This window comes from Algoriphagus marinus (assembly GCF_001936475.1).
In the GTDB taxonomy this organism is placed as follows: domain Bacteria; phylum Bacteroidota; class Bacteroidia; order Cytophagales; family Cyclobacteriaceae; genus Algoriphagus; species Algoriphagus marinus.
On sequence record NZ_MSPQ01000001.1, the window covers coordinates 682148 to 699254 of the forward strand.

The 17107-nt window shown below is 40.2% G+C and carries 17 protein-coding genes and 1 tRNA gene; 7 read left to right on the top strand and 11 right to left on the bottom strand.

Going from position 1 to position 17107, the window contains the following annotated elements:
* Window positions 1-174: 174 nt before the first annotated feature.
* Both BVC88_RS02885 and BVC88_RS02890 read right to left on the bottom strand, forming a co-directional pair.
* Window positions 175-1359, bottom strand: a complete 1185-nt coding sequence (locus BVC88_RS02885) for a class I SAM-dependent methyltransferase (RefSeq protein WP_075349125.1) — start codon at window positions 1357-1359, stop codon at window positions 175-177.
* Window positions 1360-2349, bottom strand: a complete 990-nt coding sequence (locus tag BVC88_RS02890; protein WP_075349126.1) for an aspartate-semialdehyde dehydrogenase — start codon at window positions 2347-2349, stop codon at window positions 1360-1362.
* Window positions 2350-2527: 178 nt separating this feature from the next.
* Here BVC88_RS02890 and BVC88_RS02895 point away from each other — a divergent pair, with 178 nt between their 5' ends.
* The 4 genes from BVC88_RS02895 (at window position 2528) to scpB (ending at window position 6427) form a co-directional block, all read left to right on the top strand.
* Complete coding sequence (locus tag BVC88_RS02895) at window positions 2528-5032, top strand: lamin tail domain-containing protein (RefSeq protein ID WP_075349127.1); 2505 nt, start codon at window positions 2528-2530, stop codon at window positions 5030-5032.
* A gap of 67 nt (window positions 5033-5099) precedes the next feature.
* Window positions 5100-5270: a hypothetical protein gene (locus BVC88_RS21265; RefSeq protein WP_175574365.1), complete on the top strand. Its 171-nt coding sequence runs from the start codon at window positions 5100-5102 to the stop codon at window positions 5268-5270.
* Window positions 5271-5479: 209 nt separating this feature from the next.
* Window positions 5480-5863 (top strand): TraR/DksA family transcriptional regulator, encoded by a 384-nt coding sequence (locus tag BVC88_RS02900; protein WP_075349128.1) that lies wholly within the window; start codon window positions 5480-5482, stop codon window positions 5861-5863.
* Window positions 5864-5866: 3 nt separating this feature from the next.
* Window positions 5867-6427 carry an SMC-Scp complex subunit ScpB gene (gene scpB / locus BVC88_RS02905; protein ID WP_075349129.1) on the top strand — a complete coding sequence of 187 codons (561 nt, stop codon included), beginning with the start codon at window positions 5867-5869 and terminating at the stop codon, window positions 6425-6427.
* Here scpB and BVC88_RS02910 read toward each other — a convergent pair whose 3' ends face one another.
* The 4 genes from BVC88_RS02910 to era all read right to left on the bottom strand — a co-directional run bounded on the left by BVC88_RS02910 (window position 6428) and on the right by era (window position 9693).
* Window positions 6428-7051: a SprT-like domain-containing protein gene (locus BVC88_RS02910; protein ID WP_075349130.1), complete on the bottom strand. Its 624-nt coding sequence runs from the start codon at window positions 7049-7051 to the stop codon at window positions 6428-6430.
* Window positions 7052-7118: 67 nt separating this feature from the next.
* Entirely contained in the window at window positions 7119-7316 is a 198-nt protein-coding gene (locus tag BVC88_RS02915) for a hypothetical protein (protein ID WP_075349131.1), read from the bottom strand.
* A gap of 77 nt (window positions 7317-7393) precedes the next feature.
* On the bottom strand, window positions 7394-8707 hold the full coding sequence (gene der, locus BVC88_RS02920; RefSeq protein WP_075349132.1) for a ribosome biogenesis GTPase Der: 1314 nt from the start codon (window positions 8705-8707) through the stop codon (window positions 7394-7396).
* A 2-nt stretch (window positions 8708-8709) separates the two neighbouring features.
* A complete protein-coding gene (gene era / locus BVC88_RS02925) occupies window positions 8710-9693 on the bottom strand; it encodes a GTPase Era (protein WP_394332875.1) in 984 nt (327 codons plus the stop codon).
* A 92-nt stretch (window positions 9694-9785) separates the two neighbouring features.
* Between era and BVC88_RS02930 the strand changes: the two genes are divergently transcribed.
* Both BVC88_RS02930 and BVC88_RS02935 read left to right on the top strand, forming a co-directional pair.
* Window positions 9786-9858: transfer RNA gene (locus BVC88_RS02930), tRNA-Met, on the top strand.
* A gap of 100 nt (window positions 9859-9958) precedes the next feature.
* Window positions 9959-10378 (top strand): SRPBCC family protein, encoded by a 420-nt coding sequence (locus tag BVC88_RS02935; RefSeq protein ID WP_075349134.1) that lies wholly within the window; start codon window positions 9959-9961, stop codon window positions 10376-10378.
* Window positions 10379-10477: 99 nt separating this feature from the next.
* Here BVC88_RS02935 and BVC88_RS02940 read toward each other — a convergent pair whose 3' ends face one another.
* From BVC88_RS02940 to BVC88_RS02955, 4 genes are all read right to left on the bottom strand, one after another.
* Window positions 10478-11725: an NAD(P)/FAD-dependent oxidoreductase gene (locus tag BVC88_RS02940; RefSeq protein WP_075349135.1), complete on the bottom strand. Its 1248-nt coding sequence runs from the start codon at window positions 11723-11725 to the stop codon at window positions 10478-10480.
* A gap of 90 nt (window positions 11726-11815) precedes the next feature.
* Window positions 11816-12841, bottom strand: a complete 1026-nt coding sequence (locus BVC88_RS02945; RefSeq protein WP_245803576.1) for a 4-hydroxyproline epimerase — start codon at window positions 12839-12841, stop codon at window positions 11816-11818.
* 36 nt (window positions 12842-12877) lie between these two features.
* A complete protein-coding gene (locus BVC88_RS02950; RefSeq protein ID WP_262481234.1) occupies window positions 12878-14347 on the bottom strand; it encodes an aldehyde dehydrogenase (NADP(+)) in 1470 nt (489 codons plus the stop codon).
* Between the two features lie 59 nt (window positions 14348-14406).
* On the bottom strand, window positions 14407-15297 hold the full coding sequence (locus BVC88_RS02955) for a dihydrodipicolinate synthase family protein (protein ID WP_075349137.1): 891 nt from the start codon (window positions 15295-15297) through the stop codon (window positions 14407-14409).
* A gap of 131 nt (window positions 15298-15428) precedes the next feature.
* Here BVC88_RS02955 and BVC88_RS02960 point away from each other — a divergent pair, with 131 nt between their 5' ends.
* Window positions 15429-16310, top strand: a complete 882-nt coding sequence (locus BVC88_RS02960; RefSeq protein ID WP_075349138.1) for an AraC family transcriptional regulator — start codon at window positions 15429-15431, stop codon at window positions 16308-16310.
* Here BVC88_RS02960 and BVC88_RS02965 read toward each other — a convergent pair.
* Window positions 16297-17067 (bottom strand): 3-ketoacyl-ACP reductase, encoded by a 771-nt coding sequence (locus tag BVC88_RS02965; RefSeq protein ID WP_075349139.1) that lies wholly within the window; start codon window positions 17065-17067, stop codon window positions 16297-16299. The two genes, BVC88_RS02960 and BVC88_RS02965, sit on opposite strands and share 14 nt — an antisense overlap.
* Window positions 17068-17107 lie beyond the last annotated feature (40 nt).

Genomic DNA, 17107 nt, shown 5'->3' on the forward strand with positions numbered 1-17107 from the left:
TGCCTACGGCAAATCACATGTATTAAATTCGAACTATTAACTTGATTATTCAATAAGTGGGATAAAATATTTCAAAAAACCCAGCTTCAAAAAGCCTATCCCAAAGTTCCGTAGGAACTAAAGCTCGGTAGTAAAAAAAGTTTAGATTGAGCGCTAGTCCCATCGGGACGATACTCAAATCAGCTTACACCAAAAGACCTTAAAGCCGCTAGCTGTCTTGGTCCCGATTAAAAAATCATCTCCACCATCTTTCAATCCAAATTTCTTTTTGAATGCGTCTGATCCGGAAGCATAGTTTCGGGTAATTACATTGACTTTTCCACTTGGAAATTGCTTTTTCAGCTCATTCTTTTTAGGATTGATTTCTTCAAAAATCTCAAAAATCCGACCCGGGATATCAGGACTCACTTCATTTGTAGTGTAAAGGTGACTATTCGCATCCAGCTTTTTTAACCCAAAACGATTCCCAAATATCTTAAAAGCTCCAGCTTTTAAAACTGCTCCAAAAGGTTCGATTAGATACTTTTCTACTTCTCCAAAACTTGCTTGGGTACTTCCTTCCTCTCCTGGCGAAAAAGAAAAGGCTGAAGTTTCTTTTCCTAGATCTATTGCTTCAATTTCTAGAAAATCTTGTTTCGCTTTTTTGTTCCATAAAAGCAGGAGCTCTTTTACTTCATTCTTTACTGAAATGACTTGCACTTTTCGGATTTCCGGCAGCTCCTCCAAAGCCTGAGCGATATCAAGCATTGGGGAAAGTTTCAGTAAGATGGAATTTGCTTTACTCTTCATCAACTCCCACGCAGCAACTACATTGGGCTGACAATCTTCAAGTTTATAGAGCTTTTGATTAGAATCCCCTCTTCGTGCGGGATCAGCATAGATCAGATCAAAATGCTTTTCTGATTTGGCTAAGTAATCTAAGCCATCGCCAATTTCGATTTGAAATTTACCCGGAGCTAAAGTCTCCAAATTATGAATAGCAATTTTCGCAAGTTCTTCCTGCTGCTCGCAATAAATAGCTTTTTCAAAACCCTTGCTCAAATAAAAACTATCTACTCCAAATCCCCCCGTCAAATCGATCATAAGTTTTCCAGATTGTGATTTAGCTTTGAATTTGGCAGTTTCTTCGGAACTACTTTGCTCCAGTGAAACACTTGCAGGAAAAATCAAATCAGGATTTGAAGTCCAAGAGGAGAGTTTTTTCTTTGCCTTTTGTCGGGCAGAGATTTGCTGCACTGCAGCTTTCAGATCAAAATCAGTTTTGCCCTGATACTTAAAAAGTAAAAGTGCAGGATCTTCATTCAGATGATCCTGCACAAATTGTTTAAAGTCAGCCCGATGATATTGGCTCAACTCCATTTAGACTAGTTTATTTTCAAGCGCATAGGATGCGATTTGGACAGCATTGGTTGCTGCGCCTTTTCGAAGGTTATCCGCTACGATCCACATATTCAGTGTATTCGCTTGGGATTCATCTCTTCGAAGTCTTCCCACAAACACTTCATCCTTTTTATGAGCAGTAATTGGCATTGGATAAACGAAATTTGCAGGATCATCCTGTACAATTACTCCTGGCGCGTTTGAAAGTAATTCACGCACTTCAGCCAAATCGAAATCTTCCTTGAACTCTACATTCACCGCTTCAGAGTGTCCACCCATGGTTGGAATCCTTACTGTGGTTGCAGTTACTTTTATACTATCATCAGAGAAAATCTTCTTGGTCTCATTGATCATCTTCATCTCCTCTTTGGTATAGCCATTCGGCTGGAACACATCAATGTGAGGAAGCACGTTCATATCGATCTTATGCGGATAGACCATCTCCGGGGTAGTTCCAGCTCGCTCAGCCATCATCTGATCTACTGCGGCCTTCCCAGTGCCCGTCACGGACTGATAGGTTGAAACTACAATACGCTTAATGCCATACCGCTGACGCAAAGGCTCAAGAGCCAAGACCATCTGGATCGTGGAGCAATTTGGATTAGCAATGATTTTATCTTCCTTAGAAAGCTCTTTTGCATTAATCTCTGGCACTACCAATTTCTTGCTTGGATCCATTCTCCAGGCAGAAGAGTTATCGATAACCAATGTACCGACCTCTGCAAATTTCGGTGCCCACTCTAAAGATGTACTGCCTCCGGCAGAAAATATTGCAATCTCGGGTTTAAGAGATACCGCTTCTGCCAAACCAATAACCGAAAAGTCTTTACCCTTATAGGCTATTTTTTTACCTACAGACCGCTCACTGGCGACTAGTAGAAGTTCGTCAAAAGGGAAATTGTGCTCATCAAGCACTTCAAGAATTTCGGATCCTACCAAGCCGGTAGCTCCTACCACTGCTAATTTCATCGAAAGGGTCGTAATAGGTTGTTAAAATTGAAGGTGTAAAAGTAAGTACTATGCAGTCATTTTCAGGTTAATCCTGATAAATATTGATTCATTTAGATAGAAAAAAAATTAAGGGAAGTCTGTTATTTATCTCAAACTGATTTAGTAGATTAGTTCAAATTTTTATACTAATTCCTTTATGATCAATTTTTTAACATTGGTGTTAATCCAATTTCTTCCTCTTCTATTCATTAATAAAGTCCAAAATGGAAATCAAAAACAAGATTTTGAGGAAGAGTTTGCGATTGTTAATGCCCCGATGGAGTTTCTCCCAGGGTGGACAGCAAATGAATTGAGAGCAACCTCTTCAAGAATATTCCAAACTAACCTAGGAAGAAATAACTCCAAAGCCGTGGCAGTTCAGCCTATTTCAACTTTTAATGGGGAACTTACCGTCAGCCTTATAAATGAAGATTTTGAGGATCCAAAAGTTGAGTTTTGGGCGAGATCAATTCAAAATGGAACAGGAACCAGGTCAGCTGAAGTTTACTATTCATGGAAAAATGACTCTCAATCATCTTTTTCAGAGCCCACTTTACTTGGGAGTTTACAAGAGTTTGAAAATCAAAATCAAGATTTTAGGAAATTTCAAATGGAACTTCCGGATTCCTTAAGGACAATAACAAGAATAACCTTAAAAATAGAGGTTCGGTATGGAGCCGGAACAGGAAGTGCTGCAAGATGGATCATGGATGACTTTGAATTTGGCGATTTTGAGGTTGATTTGAAATCGCCAACTATAACCCAAATAAGGGGATTTGACTCCAATCAACTTGAGCTTACTTTCGATGAAGCATTGGATCCGGTCTTTCCGCTTTTTCAAGTAAACTATGATTTGGAGGGCACCGAACCAGAATCGGTAATTCTAAAGAATGATACCTTGGTTTATTTGTCATTTGATCAGGATTTGGCCAAAGGCAGGGATTATAATCTAAGAATGAAACAGATTCCCGATCTAATCGGCAATTTTCTTAGTGACACTTTGGTCAATTTTACTTTTTTTGACCCTACAGATATTCCGGCTAAAGGATTGGTGATCAATGAAATTATGCCTGCTCCAAGAGCGGATTTAGATCTGCCAAATGTAGAATATGTAGAGCTTTTTCATACAGGTGATTTTCCATATAGGTTAGAAAATGTCACTTGGGCAAATTCAAGAACTCAGGTGAAACTAAATGAATTTTGGATCTTCCCTGGGGAGTTTCTTCTTCTTGTTCCTCAAAATCAAGCAATAGGATTTGAGCTCTATGGGAAAGTTCTGGAAGTAGCTAGCTGGCCTACATTGCTAAATTCTGGGGATCGATTGCGGATCGAAACTGATAAGGGGGATAAAGTGGACGAGTTGGCTTACTCTACAGCGAATTGGGGTGGGAGTGAGTTTGCAAATGGTGGATATAGTCTAGAAGTAAGTAATCCTTTCTACGCTTGTGAGCAATCGGAGCTTCTAGTTCCTTCCAAGGATCCGCTACGGGGAACTCCCGGGAAGGTTAATTCTAATTTCGATCTCACTTCGGATTCTGATTTACCAAGATTGGAGGAGGGATATTTCATGAATTCGACAATGATCAACTTGAGGTTTTCAGAGCCGATCATTCCCAATGCATCTAGTCTAAATTTTTCTTTTTCGCCAGATCTTGAATTGGACTCAGTTATATTTTTAGACTCTCGATCCATTCAATTGATCCTAAAGTCTGAAGCCATATCGAATCAAGTTTATCAGCTTGAAATAAATGGAATCAGCGATTGTAGTGGAAACGAATCCTCTAATTCTTTTGAGTTGATATTACCGATTCCTGCAAAAAAAGGAGATTTAATCATTAATGAACTTTTATTCAACCCAAAAACAGGAAGTCCAAAATTTGTGGAAGTGTATAATCGTACAGGTTCATATCTGGAAATCGGAGATTGGAAATTAGCGAATCTGAATGAGCTAGGAGAAGTAGATCAAATCAGAAGGCTTGCTGAAAACCGACTTCAGATACCTCCAAAAAGCTATCTATCTATTACCACAAATATCGACCGATTAAAAATTGACTATCCACTAGCCTCTTCAGGAGCCTTCCATTTGCTCAGGACACTACCAAGCTATCCCATTTCAAGTGGAAATGTGGTTTTGCTGGATCCTGAGGAAAGCGTTGCGGAATTGTTTTCATACGAGGAAGATCTCCACCATCCACTATTGAGAGATCCGAAAGGTGTTTCTTTAGAGCGGATTTCCTCAGACAGCCCGATTTCCAACCCTTCTAATTGGCACTCGGCCTCGGGAATAGTGGGATATGCCACTCCGGGGATGAAAAATTCCCAACTGATTTCTAACGAATTTGATGGAGAAATACTGCAGATTGAACCCAAAGTATTTGATCCGGAAGGTAGCAAGGGTAATACTTTCACCAGTATCCGATATGAACTCGATCAAAGTGGTTGGGTTGGAAACTTTCGGATATACGCTATTTCCGGTCAGTTAATTCAGGTTTTAGCACAAAATGAGTTATTGGGTGTCAATGGTCTTTTCACTTGGACGGGAACTGATACTCAAGGAAGAATAGTAAGGCCCGGTTACTATATTTTGTTAGTTGAACTTTATGATGTGAAGGGAAATATTAAGGTCATAAAAGAGACGATTGCCATTGGTACATCTTTTTAAAAAATTTAAAAAAGTCTTTCAATTTCCGAGAGATTTTTATTAAGTTAATAGAAATTAACATACACCCATGGAAAAAGATCTGATTAATCAATCCCTTTACACTATTTGCCTTCAAAATGGCAAATCAATTGAGGACGCAATCCAGTATTTGAAGATGAAATACAAGCTGGATGTGGAAAACCTAGTCCTTGAAAAGCGTTTAAACAAAATTTTAAATGATGAAAAAGCCGTTGCATAACGGTTTTTTTTTGGATAAAATTTAAATTCATCTGATAATTAAGGTGTTATATTTTTTATATCTCTCGATCTATTAATTTGATTTTGTATTTCATTTCATTTTTATCATTTAGAAAATTTTATTTTTTGCAAATCCAAGGGCTAAATGTATTTTAGAGGTATCTATCAGGGTTGGTAGTCGATAAGAATAATCAACAAAACTAGTTTGCTATGAGTCAGGGAGAAAAAACAGCGTATTCTCAGGAGGAATTGAAAGAATTTGAAGAGATCATCCTCAGTAAACTTGCTAGTGCAAAGGAAGAGTTACATATACTAAAAGAATCTTTGAGCAAGAAAAATGACAGTGGTACGGACTTTACTGCTTCTACATCTAAGCTGCTAGAAGATGGAGCGGATACTTTAGAGCGAGAGAGCCAAAACCAACTTGCTGCAAGACAACAAAAATTCATCATTAATCTTGAGAATGCTTTGATTCGTATCAAAAATGGCACTTATGGGGTTTGTGTGGATACTGGTAAGTTGATCTCTAAAGAGCGATTAAAGGCAGTGCCACATACAATGCATTCCATTGAAGCTAAGCTGGCAAAGCAGTAAGTTTTGGACTTTTTGCATCGCCATATTGAAGCGTTAATCTTTTGTTCACCTGTACCACTTCCTCAAGCGGAAATTTTAAAATGCCTCAATGAGATGTTTGAAGCGGAGGTACCGAAAGAAGATGTTGCTGATGCGATTAAGGATTTAAGAGAAAAATATAAGTCTGAAGATTTTTCTTTTCAACTTGATTTTCTAGGTGGAGGCTATCAATTTTTGACTAAACCTGCCTACCAAACTTCAATTAGTATTCTTTTGCGGCAGCAATCTCAAAAAAGATTGTCTACTGCTCAGTTGGAAACCCTGTCAATTATTGCCTACAAACAACCGATTACCAAAGGGGAAATTGAACAGATAAGAGGAGTCAACAGTGACTATTCTGTCCAAAAATTATTAGAAAAAGAGTTAATAGAAATCCAAGGTAAGTCCGAGGGAGTAGGAAGGCCATTGATTTATGGTACTTCAGGGAAGTTTATGGAGTATTTTGGGATCAATACGATCAGTGATCTTCCGCAGCCTAAGGATTTTTCTCAGCCTGAAAATCAAATCGGAGAGCAGAGAGATTAATTATTCTTGGAGTTTGACTTTAGCCATTTGAGTGATCAGGAATTTTTTTCCGGATTTTACTTCTAGGCAAAGGACTCTTGTTCTTCTTGTCTCACCTTTTTCAAATTCTCTCCCGGATAGTAAAAAGCGATTTCCAGGTTTTAAATCTGATAGAAAAAGATCCTTCGCAAGTTCATTTTTTTGATCATACTTACTCATTTCTTTCATTAAAAAAAGATCAGCTGCAGAACTGGCTTTAGGATTTTGCATGTGCTTTCGCAAAGGAATCAGGATATCGAGCGGGAAAATCTCATCCTTTAATATGGGGAAAAGTAACTCTTGAAACGTGCTTTTCCATTCGATTCCATGTGGGTTGATATTTATGCTAAACTTCGTAAAAGCATAAAGATGTGCAACCTCGTGAATATAAGTGAGTAAAAATTGATAAGGGTTGAGGTCTCGGTTTATGGTGATTGTCTGGATCTTTCGATCTCTCCTATATCTAAAATCCCCGAGTTTGGTTTTTCTCGACTGGCTTACCTGGAAATTGAAAGGTTCTTTTTCCCACAAGTCTAAACAATATTGAATTGCGGATTTGGGAAGGTGGTTGCCGAAAATAAGTTTGAGGTTTTCCCTACTATTCATGGCTAAAAATACCAAAAAAAAGAGCTCCGGATTCCGGAGCTCAATTTTTTTAGAAGTGGAGAGTTAATTACTTAACTTCTTCAACAATCTCTTCTACTACTACAGCAGAAGAATCAGCAGTTTCTTCAACTACTTCGATTGTCTCTTCAACAACTACTTCAGTAGATTCTACTGTTTCTGTTGTCTCTTCAGTTACTTCTTTGTTGCCGCAAGATGCAGTTGCCATTAGGCCAACGATTGCGAAAATTGCAAATACCTTTTTCATTTTTTGTGGTTTTCTTAATTACGCTGCAAATGTATTATTACTTTGATCAATAAAACAACAAACCGCTCAAAATATTTTTATTTGTTTTTGTAAATAATTTTTACAGGAACTCCTTCGAAATCAAAGTTTTCCCGGAGTCTGTTTTCTAAATACCTAGTATATGGCGATTTGATGTACTGGGGAAGGTTACAGAAGAAAGCGATCACCGGATTTTTGGTTGGTAATTGGGTCACATATTTGATTTTGATGTATTTCCCTTTCCATGCGGGCGGCGGATATTTTTCAATTTCCGGAAGCATTACGTCATTTAATTTTGAAGTAGTGACCTTCCTAGTTTTATTTTCATAGACTTTTACCGCAAGTTCAATAGCCTGAAAGATTCGCTGCTTTTCAGTTACTGAGGTGAAAATGATAGGAATCCATTTGTTTTCTCCGAGTCTTTCGATCATATCATCTTTGATGGTTCCCATGGTTTTATGATCCTTTTCGATCAAATCCCATTTGTTTACCATGATCATCACCCCTTTGTTATTCTTGATTGCAAGAGCAATTAGATTGATATCTTGAGCCTCCAGACCTCTCGTAGCATCAACCATGATGATTACTACATCAGATTCTTCGAGAGTTCTTAATGAACGCATCACTGAATAAAACTCCACATCCTCGGTTACTTTAGCTTTTTTTCTTATTCCAGCCGTATCGGTGATAATAAAATCTTGGCCAAAAAGCTTGTATCTGGTATGAATAGCATCCCGAGTAGTGCCAGCCTCGTTGGTGACAATAGAACGCTCTTTTCCTAAAAGTGCATTTAGAAATGATGATTTCCCCACATTTGGTCTTCCAAGAATAGAAATTTTTGGAGTATCCGCATCAGGATCTTCCTCGCCTTCATCTTCGAATTGAGTGATAACATGATCCAATAATTCGCCAGTGCCACTTCCGCTCGCTGATGCTATTGGAAATACCTCATAGTCACTCACGCCCAAAGCGTAAAACTCATTCGCCATAAAGCTCTTTTCCTGATTATCCGCTTTGTTCGCAACAATGTAAACAGGCTTCTTCGTCGCTCTGAGTTCATGTGCAAAATCGGTATCCAAATCAGTGACACCATCATGGCAATCGACTACAAACAAAATCACATCTGCTTCTTCGATAGCAAGTTTTACTTGCTTTCTGATTTCTGCTTCATACATATCATCAGAACCAATGACATAACCTCCTGTGTCAATAACTGAGAAGAATTTTCCTGCCCACTGAGCATGGCCATAGTGTCTGTCTCGGGTTACCCCGCTCATGTTATCTTCGATCGCTTTACGCTCCTCTACCAGTCGGTTAAACAAAGTGGATTTCCCGACATTTGGTCTTCCTACTATTGCTACAATATTTGCCATAATCAAGTTGGGTCGTACCCAAATTTTTTCAGTTTCGATTTATTTTTTCTCCAGTCTTGCTCCACCTTCACAAAGGTTTCCAAGAAGACTTTTTTTCCGAAGAATTTTTCCAATTCTACGCGGGATTCTATCCCTACTTTTTTGAGCATTTTACCCTTTTCACCGATCAAAATCCCTTTTTGACTTTCACGCTCTACAAAGATATTTGCTCGCATCCGGATCATTGTAGCATCTTCTTTGAAGTCTTCAATACTCACTTCAGTGCTGTAGGGAACTTCTTTTTTATAGTTGGTGAAGATTTTCTCTCGAATGATCTCGGAGGCAAAGAACCGTTCGGAGCGATCGGAAAGTTCCTCTTTATCATAAAAGGCAGGATGTTCAGGTAATCGGTCTAAGATTTCCTGGTTTATTTTTTCGATGTTGAATTTTTCTACAGCAGAAATTGGGATGACTACTTCAGATTTAATTCTTGAAGTCCAATAAGTTGTCACTTCCTCCAATTGACCTTCTTTAGCCAAGTCAATTTTATTAATGACCAAAAGAACAGGAACCCCAGATTGATTGATTTTTTCAATCACATGTTCTATATCAGTGTCTGTTTCATAGAGATCAGTGACGAAGAGAATGATGTCGGCATCTTCTAAAGAGATATTTACGAAGCTCATCATATTCTTCTGAAGCTCATACTGGGGCTTCAGCATTCCTGGTGTATCCGAAAAAACTATTTGATAATTTTCAGAATTTGTAAGGCCTACAATTCTGTGTCGGGTTGTCTGGGCCTTGGAAGTAATAATCGAAACTCGCTCACCTACAAGGATATTCATCAATGTGGATTTACCTACGTTTGGTTTTCCAATAATATTTACGAATCCCGCTTGGTGTTTTTCTTGGCTCATTTTGAAAATTTTTACAAAGGTACTTGATTTTTGAGAGTTTGTCCTTACCTTTGTCTCACAATTAGCCGAAAGGGCATTTGAAATAGTAATTTAGACGAAAGTCAAAAGATATATCGCGGGATGGAGCATCCGCGATAGCTATCGGGAGGTAGCTATCGGGCTCAATCAGGCAAACAACATATCGCGGGATGGAGCAGTTGGTAGCTCGTCGGGCTCATAACCCGAAGGTCACAGGTTCGAGTCCTGTTCCCGCTACATTAGAGGATACTAGAAATGGTATCCTTTTTTTTGTTTTAAGTTTTTTTGGTGGAAAGCCTTGCAATTTTTTAACTTCCCTTACTAAACCAACTCTTTTATGAATGCATCCTCACCCATCACAATTTCAACTTTTGTCAATCTTCCAATTGAAATCGTGTGGAAAGTCTGGATTAGACCCGTGCATATCAAAAAGTGGAATAATGCCAGCCCCGATTGGTACACACCCTTCGCAAAAAATGATCTGAAAGTAGGAGGGAAGTTTTTGTATCGAATGGAAGCTCGAGATGGAAGTTTTGGTTTTGACTTTGAAGGGAAATATCTAGAAGTGGAAACTGAAAAACTCATCAGTTACCAGCTGGAGGATGGAAGAAAAGTGTGGGTTAAATTTGAAAAAGAAGATGATGGTGTACAGATTACCGAAACATTCGAACCGGAGCAGGAAAACTCAGTCGAACTCCAAAGAGAAGGCTGGCAAGCGATTTTAGATAATTTTAAAAGATATAGCGAAGCACTTTAATCCACTGATTGCTAATGCTGATTTATTCTAAAAGTTGAATTTTTTGATCAACTGAAAAACCTCCAACCTCCAACTTCCAACCTCCTGACTTCCCACTCTTCAATCAAACCTCCCAACTTCAAATCCCTGAATTTCAATCGCAGTATCCTTTTTCTGATGGAGTTCGGCTAAGACTTTTCCGGTACCTGGAGCCATGGAAATTCCCATCATGGAATGTCCACTACCTACCAAGACATTTGAATATCCCGGCGCAAAACCTATGTAAGGCAAGCCATCTGGAGAGCATGGGCGCAATCCTTTCCAGATTTGATTTTCATTAGGAAACTTAGCTTCGAAGTCCGGGTAAAAACGATTGATCGATTCAAAGATTCCTTTCACTCGATTGAGATTAATCGATTGGTTTGTTCCCGCAATCTCCATCGTTCCTCCAAAACGGACCTCATCCCCATATGGACTTACGGCGACTTTCATTTCTGTCAAAATCGTCGCTTGCCTGATTTCAGGCTTGTTTTCCTGAATAAAGGAGTAGCCTTTTCCTCCCATCATAGGCAGTGAAAATCCGAGCATCTTGGCGAGTTCACCAGACCATGAACCCCCACAAAGCAGGACTTTTTCGGCCTCGATTTTACCCTGATCGGTGATGACTGCATTTACTTTTTGACCAGACTTTTCAAAGCCCAAAACCTGAGTATTGTACAGGAATTTCACCCCTTTTTCTTCTAAGTATTTTTTCAAAAAGCCATACAGTGCCCCAGGATCAAGATGGGCATCCCCAGGGAAAAGAACTGCGCCTCTAGCTTTTAATTCAAGGTTTGGTTCTACTTTTTTGATGTCTTCGGGAGTAAGGATTTCTGCTTCTAAACCGTATTTCCGAGCTAGATGCGCAAATTCAATTTCCTCTTTCTCCACTGATTCGGTTTGATAGGCCATCATTAATCCCTTTTCCACCAATGCAATTGCTGATTCCGGATGCTCCACTTTGAATTCCTGATAGAGGGCCTTGCTGAGTAAACTCAGATTCTTCAAAAAAGGAATGCTACGCTTTACCTGCTTTTCATTTGCAGCTTTGAAAAAAAGCATACACCACTGGGCGAGTTTGTAATCCAGTCGTGGATGGATATAAAAAGGACTTTTGCTGGAAAACATCCAACCGATTCCTTTGCTGATCATACCCGGTGCCGCCAATGGGATAATATGACTTGGAACAATCATGCCGGCATTACCAGTGGAGCAATTATCTTTTAGATCGGTCCGATCAACGATGGTGACTTCGATTCCTTCTTTTTGAAGAAAATAAGCTGAGAAAAGTCCGACGATTCCACCGCCGATGATGATTGTTGGTTTCATATTCTGAAGCACTTAGTATAAAGTACAAAGTGGTAAATAAGCCAAGTTTAAAAGTTAAGCTTTACTTGGATTATTGGATTTTTTACATGTTTAAATAACCTGAAATCCATGTACATACGGGTCATCATCGTCTAGGATAATTGTATTATAGCCATAGACTTTTGCCCAACCTTCAATGCTTGGAATGATGGCTGGTTTGCCTGCGATTTCGGTGACTTCCTCGATTCTTCCGGTGAATTTTGAGCCAATAAAACTCTCATGAATAAACTCATCTCCGGGTTTCAACCAGCCTTTCGCATGCCATTGAGCCATCCTGGCGGAAGTGCCTGTGCCGCAAGGTGAGCGGTCGATGGCTTTGTCTCCATAGAATACAGCATTTCTTGCAGTGCTTGTCGGGTCTAAAGTTTTGCCAGTCCACAAAACATGGGACATTCCTCTAATCCGGTCATGCTCTGGATGGACAAAATCATATCGCTCGTTCATTTTCTGGCGTAGATTTCTAGCCATGGAAATAAGCTGCTCGGCTTTGTAATGTTCTAAGCCGAGGAAATTTTCCTGTGGATCTACGATGCAATAGAAGTTGCCGCCATAGGCCACATCTACTTTTAACATACCGAGTTCATCGGATTCAATTTCAAGATTTTCCGCTGCCAAAAAGCTCTTGACATTGGTCAATTTCACAGACTTGACCTTTTTTCCTTCCTGCTTGTACTCGACCAGAACCAATCCTGCAGGAGCTTCCATCCGGAGGAATCCCGGTGTTTTCGGATGAATCAGCCCTTCTTCGATAGCAATGGTAATCGTACCGATCGTACCATGGCCGCACATTGGTAAGCAGCCTGAGGTTTCAATGAAAAGCACGGCAAAATCATTTTCCGGATCATGAGGGGGGAAGAGCATGGAGCCAGACATCATATCATGTCCTCTCGGCTCAAACATCAAACCTGTCCGAATCCAATCTAAATTCTCCAGAAAATACTGTCGCTTTTCCAGCATGGAATTACCTTTCAAAAACGGCACACCACCGGAAACAACACGGACTGGATTACCACAGGTATGGGCGTCAATGCAGGAAAATGTATGCCTAGTGGGCCCCTTTACTTCTTTATTCATCATTCAAAATTCGAAATCACCTATCAAAAATCTTATATCCTAAACCTCAAACTTACCGTTGACCTGTCTCATAATTTTGAGTGGATTCTCGTTTTTCAAAGCATCCGGAAGTAAGTCATTTGGCATATCCTGGAAGGCAATCGGTCGAGCAAAACGCTTGATTGCATGCGCTCCAACAGATGTACTTCGAGAATCGGTAGTCGAAGGATAGGGTCCACCATGCTGCATCGCAAATCCCACTTCCACTCCAGTAGGAACTCCGGCGAAGAGCATTCTGCCACATTTCTCTTCTAACAAATTGATCAGTTCTTTATGAGTTTTGAATTCCTCAGTATCTCCCCAGAGGGTAATTGTCAATTGTCCGTGGAGTTTTTCCGCTACTGATTTTAACTCATCATCGTTTTCATATACCACCATTAAAGCAAAGGATCCAAAGACTTCCTCTTGAAAACGATCATCCATCATCCAATCGGCGGCACTGATTTCTGCCATAGCCGGACTGGCGTTTATAAGGTGTTTGGCATCAGGGACTTTGACCCATTCTAGTTCCGAGCGAAGCTGAAGTTCATTCAACGCCTTGTAATAGGATGCAGCGATCCCTTCGTGAAGCATCGGAGATGCCGCCACTCCTTGGATAGCCTCTGAAATCGCATTTCCAAATCGCTCTGCCAAGGTTCTCGGAACGAAAATTAATCCTGGATTGGTGCAGAACTGCCCAGCTCCTAGGGTCAATGAACTCACAAAACTTTGAGCTAGCGGGACTAACTCGTTTTTCAAACGCTGAGGGAAAGTGAAAATCGGATTTACCGAACCCATTTCTGCATAAACTGGAATTGGGACTTCTCGGTTACCAGCGATGTTGAATAGAGATTTTCCTGCAGAAAATGAACCTGTAAATCCTACTGCTTTCGCCAACGGATGCTTGACTAGGTCTTGACCCATTTTCACACCACCTTCCACATGAGTGAAAATACCTCCAGGAAGACCAGACTTTTTTACTGCCTGAGAGATGCAATCTCCTACAAATTTGGAAGTATCGGGATGGGCTGGATGACCTTTGTAAACCACAGGACAGCCTGCTGCCAATGCAGAAATGGTATCACCGCCAGCTGTAGAAAAGGCCAAAGGGAAATTGCTCGCCCCAAAAACTACTACTGGTCCAAGTGGCGTCAGCATTCTTCGAATATCAGCTTTAGGTAGAGGAGAACGATTTGGGTCGGCTGGATCTATGGTAGCTTCTACCCAACTCCCCTCTCTAAGGAGGTTAGCAAAAAGTTTGATTTGCCCTGTCGTTCTACCCAATTCACCATTGATTCTACCTTCGGGAAGGTTAGATTCTCTGACTGCCATCAAGACAATAGCACTTCTATTTTCTTCTACAATCTCTGCGATTTTTTCAAGAAAATCTGCTTTTTTGGCTCCAGATAGGTTTTTATAACTTAGGAATGCCTCTTGGGCTGCTTGGAAAATATGGTCTAGGGTCATTTGATTGGAAAATTTAAAATTCAAAAATTGGAAATTGCTTGACTAGGCACACATCTGACATCGGTCATTGTGCATCCTGCACCCTACAATTTAGGTCTTTTAGCCAAGCCATTGGTAATGATTTTCTCTATTCTTTCTCTTTCTTCTCCGATCAAAGTCAGTCTAGGTGCACGGACATGCTCGCTTCCAACGCCACAATGGGTTTCAGCTAATTTGATGTATTGCACCAATTTTGGATGAATGTCCAATTCCAAAAGTGGCAAAAACCAACGGTAAATCTCCGCCGCTTCTTTGATTTTACCTTCCTGAATAAGGTTGAAAATTGTAACTGTTTCCTTTGGGAAAGCACACACCAGTCCAGCCACCCAGCCGCAAGCACCCATCAGCAATTCTTCCATAGCCAAGGTATCCACACCGCAAAGCAACTTATAGCGATCCCCAAATCGATTGATCATGCGGGTCACATTAGAAATGTCACGGGTTGATTCTTTGATTGCTTGGATATTTTCACATTCCGCCAATTCAGCAAACATGTCGATAGTAACCAAAGTCTTATAATCCACAGGATTATTGTAGATCATCATTGGGAGTTTGGTCGAGTTGGCTACGGTTTTGAAATAAGTCACCACTTCTCGAGCATCTGCCGCATAGCGCATTGGAGGCAAGATCATCAAGCCTGATGCTCCAAGTTCCTCGGCTTTTTTTGCCCAGAAAAGGGCATCTTGTGTGGCGCCTTCAGCAATATTGAGAATAACAGGAACTTTGCCATTGATATAGTTTACTGTCTCTCTTGTCAGTGTGATTTTTTCTTCTGTAGAAAGTGCAGAACTTTCACCCAGCGTACCACCAAGGATAATTCCGTGTACACCCGACTCCAATTGAAAATCCAGGTTTTTGAAAAATAAAGACATGTCCAGACTTCCGTCTGCATGAAATTTGGTTGTCACCGCAGGAAATACACCGTACCAGTTCATAGTTTTTTTATTTCAAAAGTAGGGGCAATCCAATTGAAATTCTTCCACCAGATTACCTAAAATCAATATTATATTGACATATTATTCAATATCAGTGTTGTTTTTTGGATAATATGATATCATTTTTGAGGATGTCTAAAGTCATTTCATTTCAGATTCCAAAATCTCAAAAGGAGTTTATTCGATATCAAGAGGATCGTGGGGCTCATTTTTATGACAAGCTTCACCAGCATCCCCAACTTCAACTCACTTTGATTGTGGAGGGAAAGGGTCAATTTCTGAGTGGGGATTATGTGGGAAGGTTTCAGCCAGGTGATGTGTTCTTTTTAGGAGAAAATGTTCCGCATGTTTTTCGATCTGATCCGGAATTTTTTGATGCGGGAAGTGAAATGAAAGTGGCTGGGAATACGGTGTTCTTTGATTTTCAGGCTTTGGGAAAAGCTGTAAATGAGGTGGAGGATTTGAATGCCTTGCAGAAATTTCAAAGCTTCAACAGATCTTGCTTTCAGGTGAAAGGTGATGTATTGGAAGAATTGAGGAATATTTTGGAAAAATTTGGAAGTTTTCAAAGCCTTAATCGACTGCTCCAAGGAATCAAATTATTTACCTTATTGGATCAGGAAGGGGCTGAACTGATTCCCCTTAATCAAGGTGAAGAAGGTGGAAATTTGAACGAGCGGGATGGGAATCGGATGAACCAAGTCATGCAATTTTTATTGGAAAACCGTTTTCAAGCCATCACCTTGGATCAGGCTGCAGCAAAAGCCAACTTGAGCAAAGAAGCCTTTTGTCGCTTTTTTAAGCTCCGAACCCGAAAAACCTTTACCCAATATCTTCAACAGCTCCGGATCTCAGAAGCGCAAAAACTTCTTAGCGAAACAGAACTAGGTATCTCAGAAATAGCATACCGGGTGGGGTATGAGAATTTATCTTATTTCAACCGGAGTTTTAAAAAATTAACAGAATCGTCTCCAAGAGATTGGAGAAAAGAAAGGAATCCTACATCCGCTTGATATTCATTCCCCCATCAACAGAAATAATCTGACCGGTAGAATAGGGTAGGTCCCCACGAACTAAAGCAGCAACAACTTTCCCGATATCTTCAGGTTGGCCCATGCGAGGTTCCAGTGTCATGCCGCTTTTCACATTTTTGTGATAGGTTTCCCGAACTGCTTCGATCATATCCGTTTCGATCACTCCTGGACGAATTTCATAAACAGGGACTCCAAACTCCGCCATTTTAATTGCAAAAACGGTGGACATCATCGAAAGTGCTGCCTTGGACATGCAATATGCCCCTCGCATTACCGATGCAATCTCCGCTGATACTGAAGTAATGTTGACAATACTTAAGTCAGATTCTGGATTGGCCTGCTTTAATTCTGCCATCCATTTGGCGATTTCTTGTGTGAGGAAAAATGTCCCTTTTTGATTGATCTCCATCAGGATGTCATAATCTTCCTCGGAGATTTCCAAGACATCACAGCGCGTTCTTGGTGCTACCCCTGCATTATTCACCAGGACATCAATTCTTCCAAATTTCTCCCGAAGCCCATTAACTATCGAAGCGCGGTCTTTACTTGAGGCAATATTTCCTTGCAAATATTCCACGCGGACGCCAAAAGACCGAAGTTTTTGAAGTGATTCAGCCGCCAGTGCTTCCTCCCGGACACCATTGATCGCAAGATCAAAGCCTTCTTTCGCTAATTTTTTGGCTATTCCTAGCCCGATACCTCTACTTCCTCCGGTGATTAGTGCTACTTGATTCATTGGTTTTTTATTTTCAAATGGATTTAATGATTTGATGGTC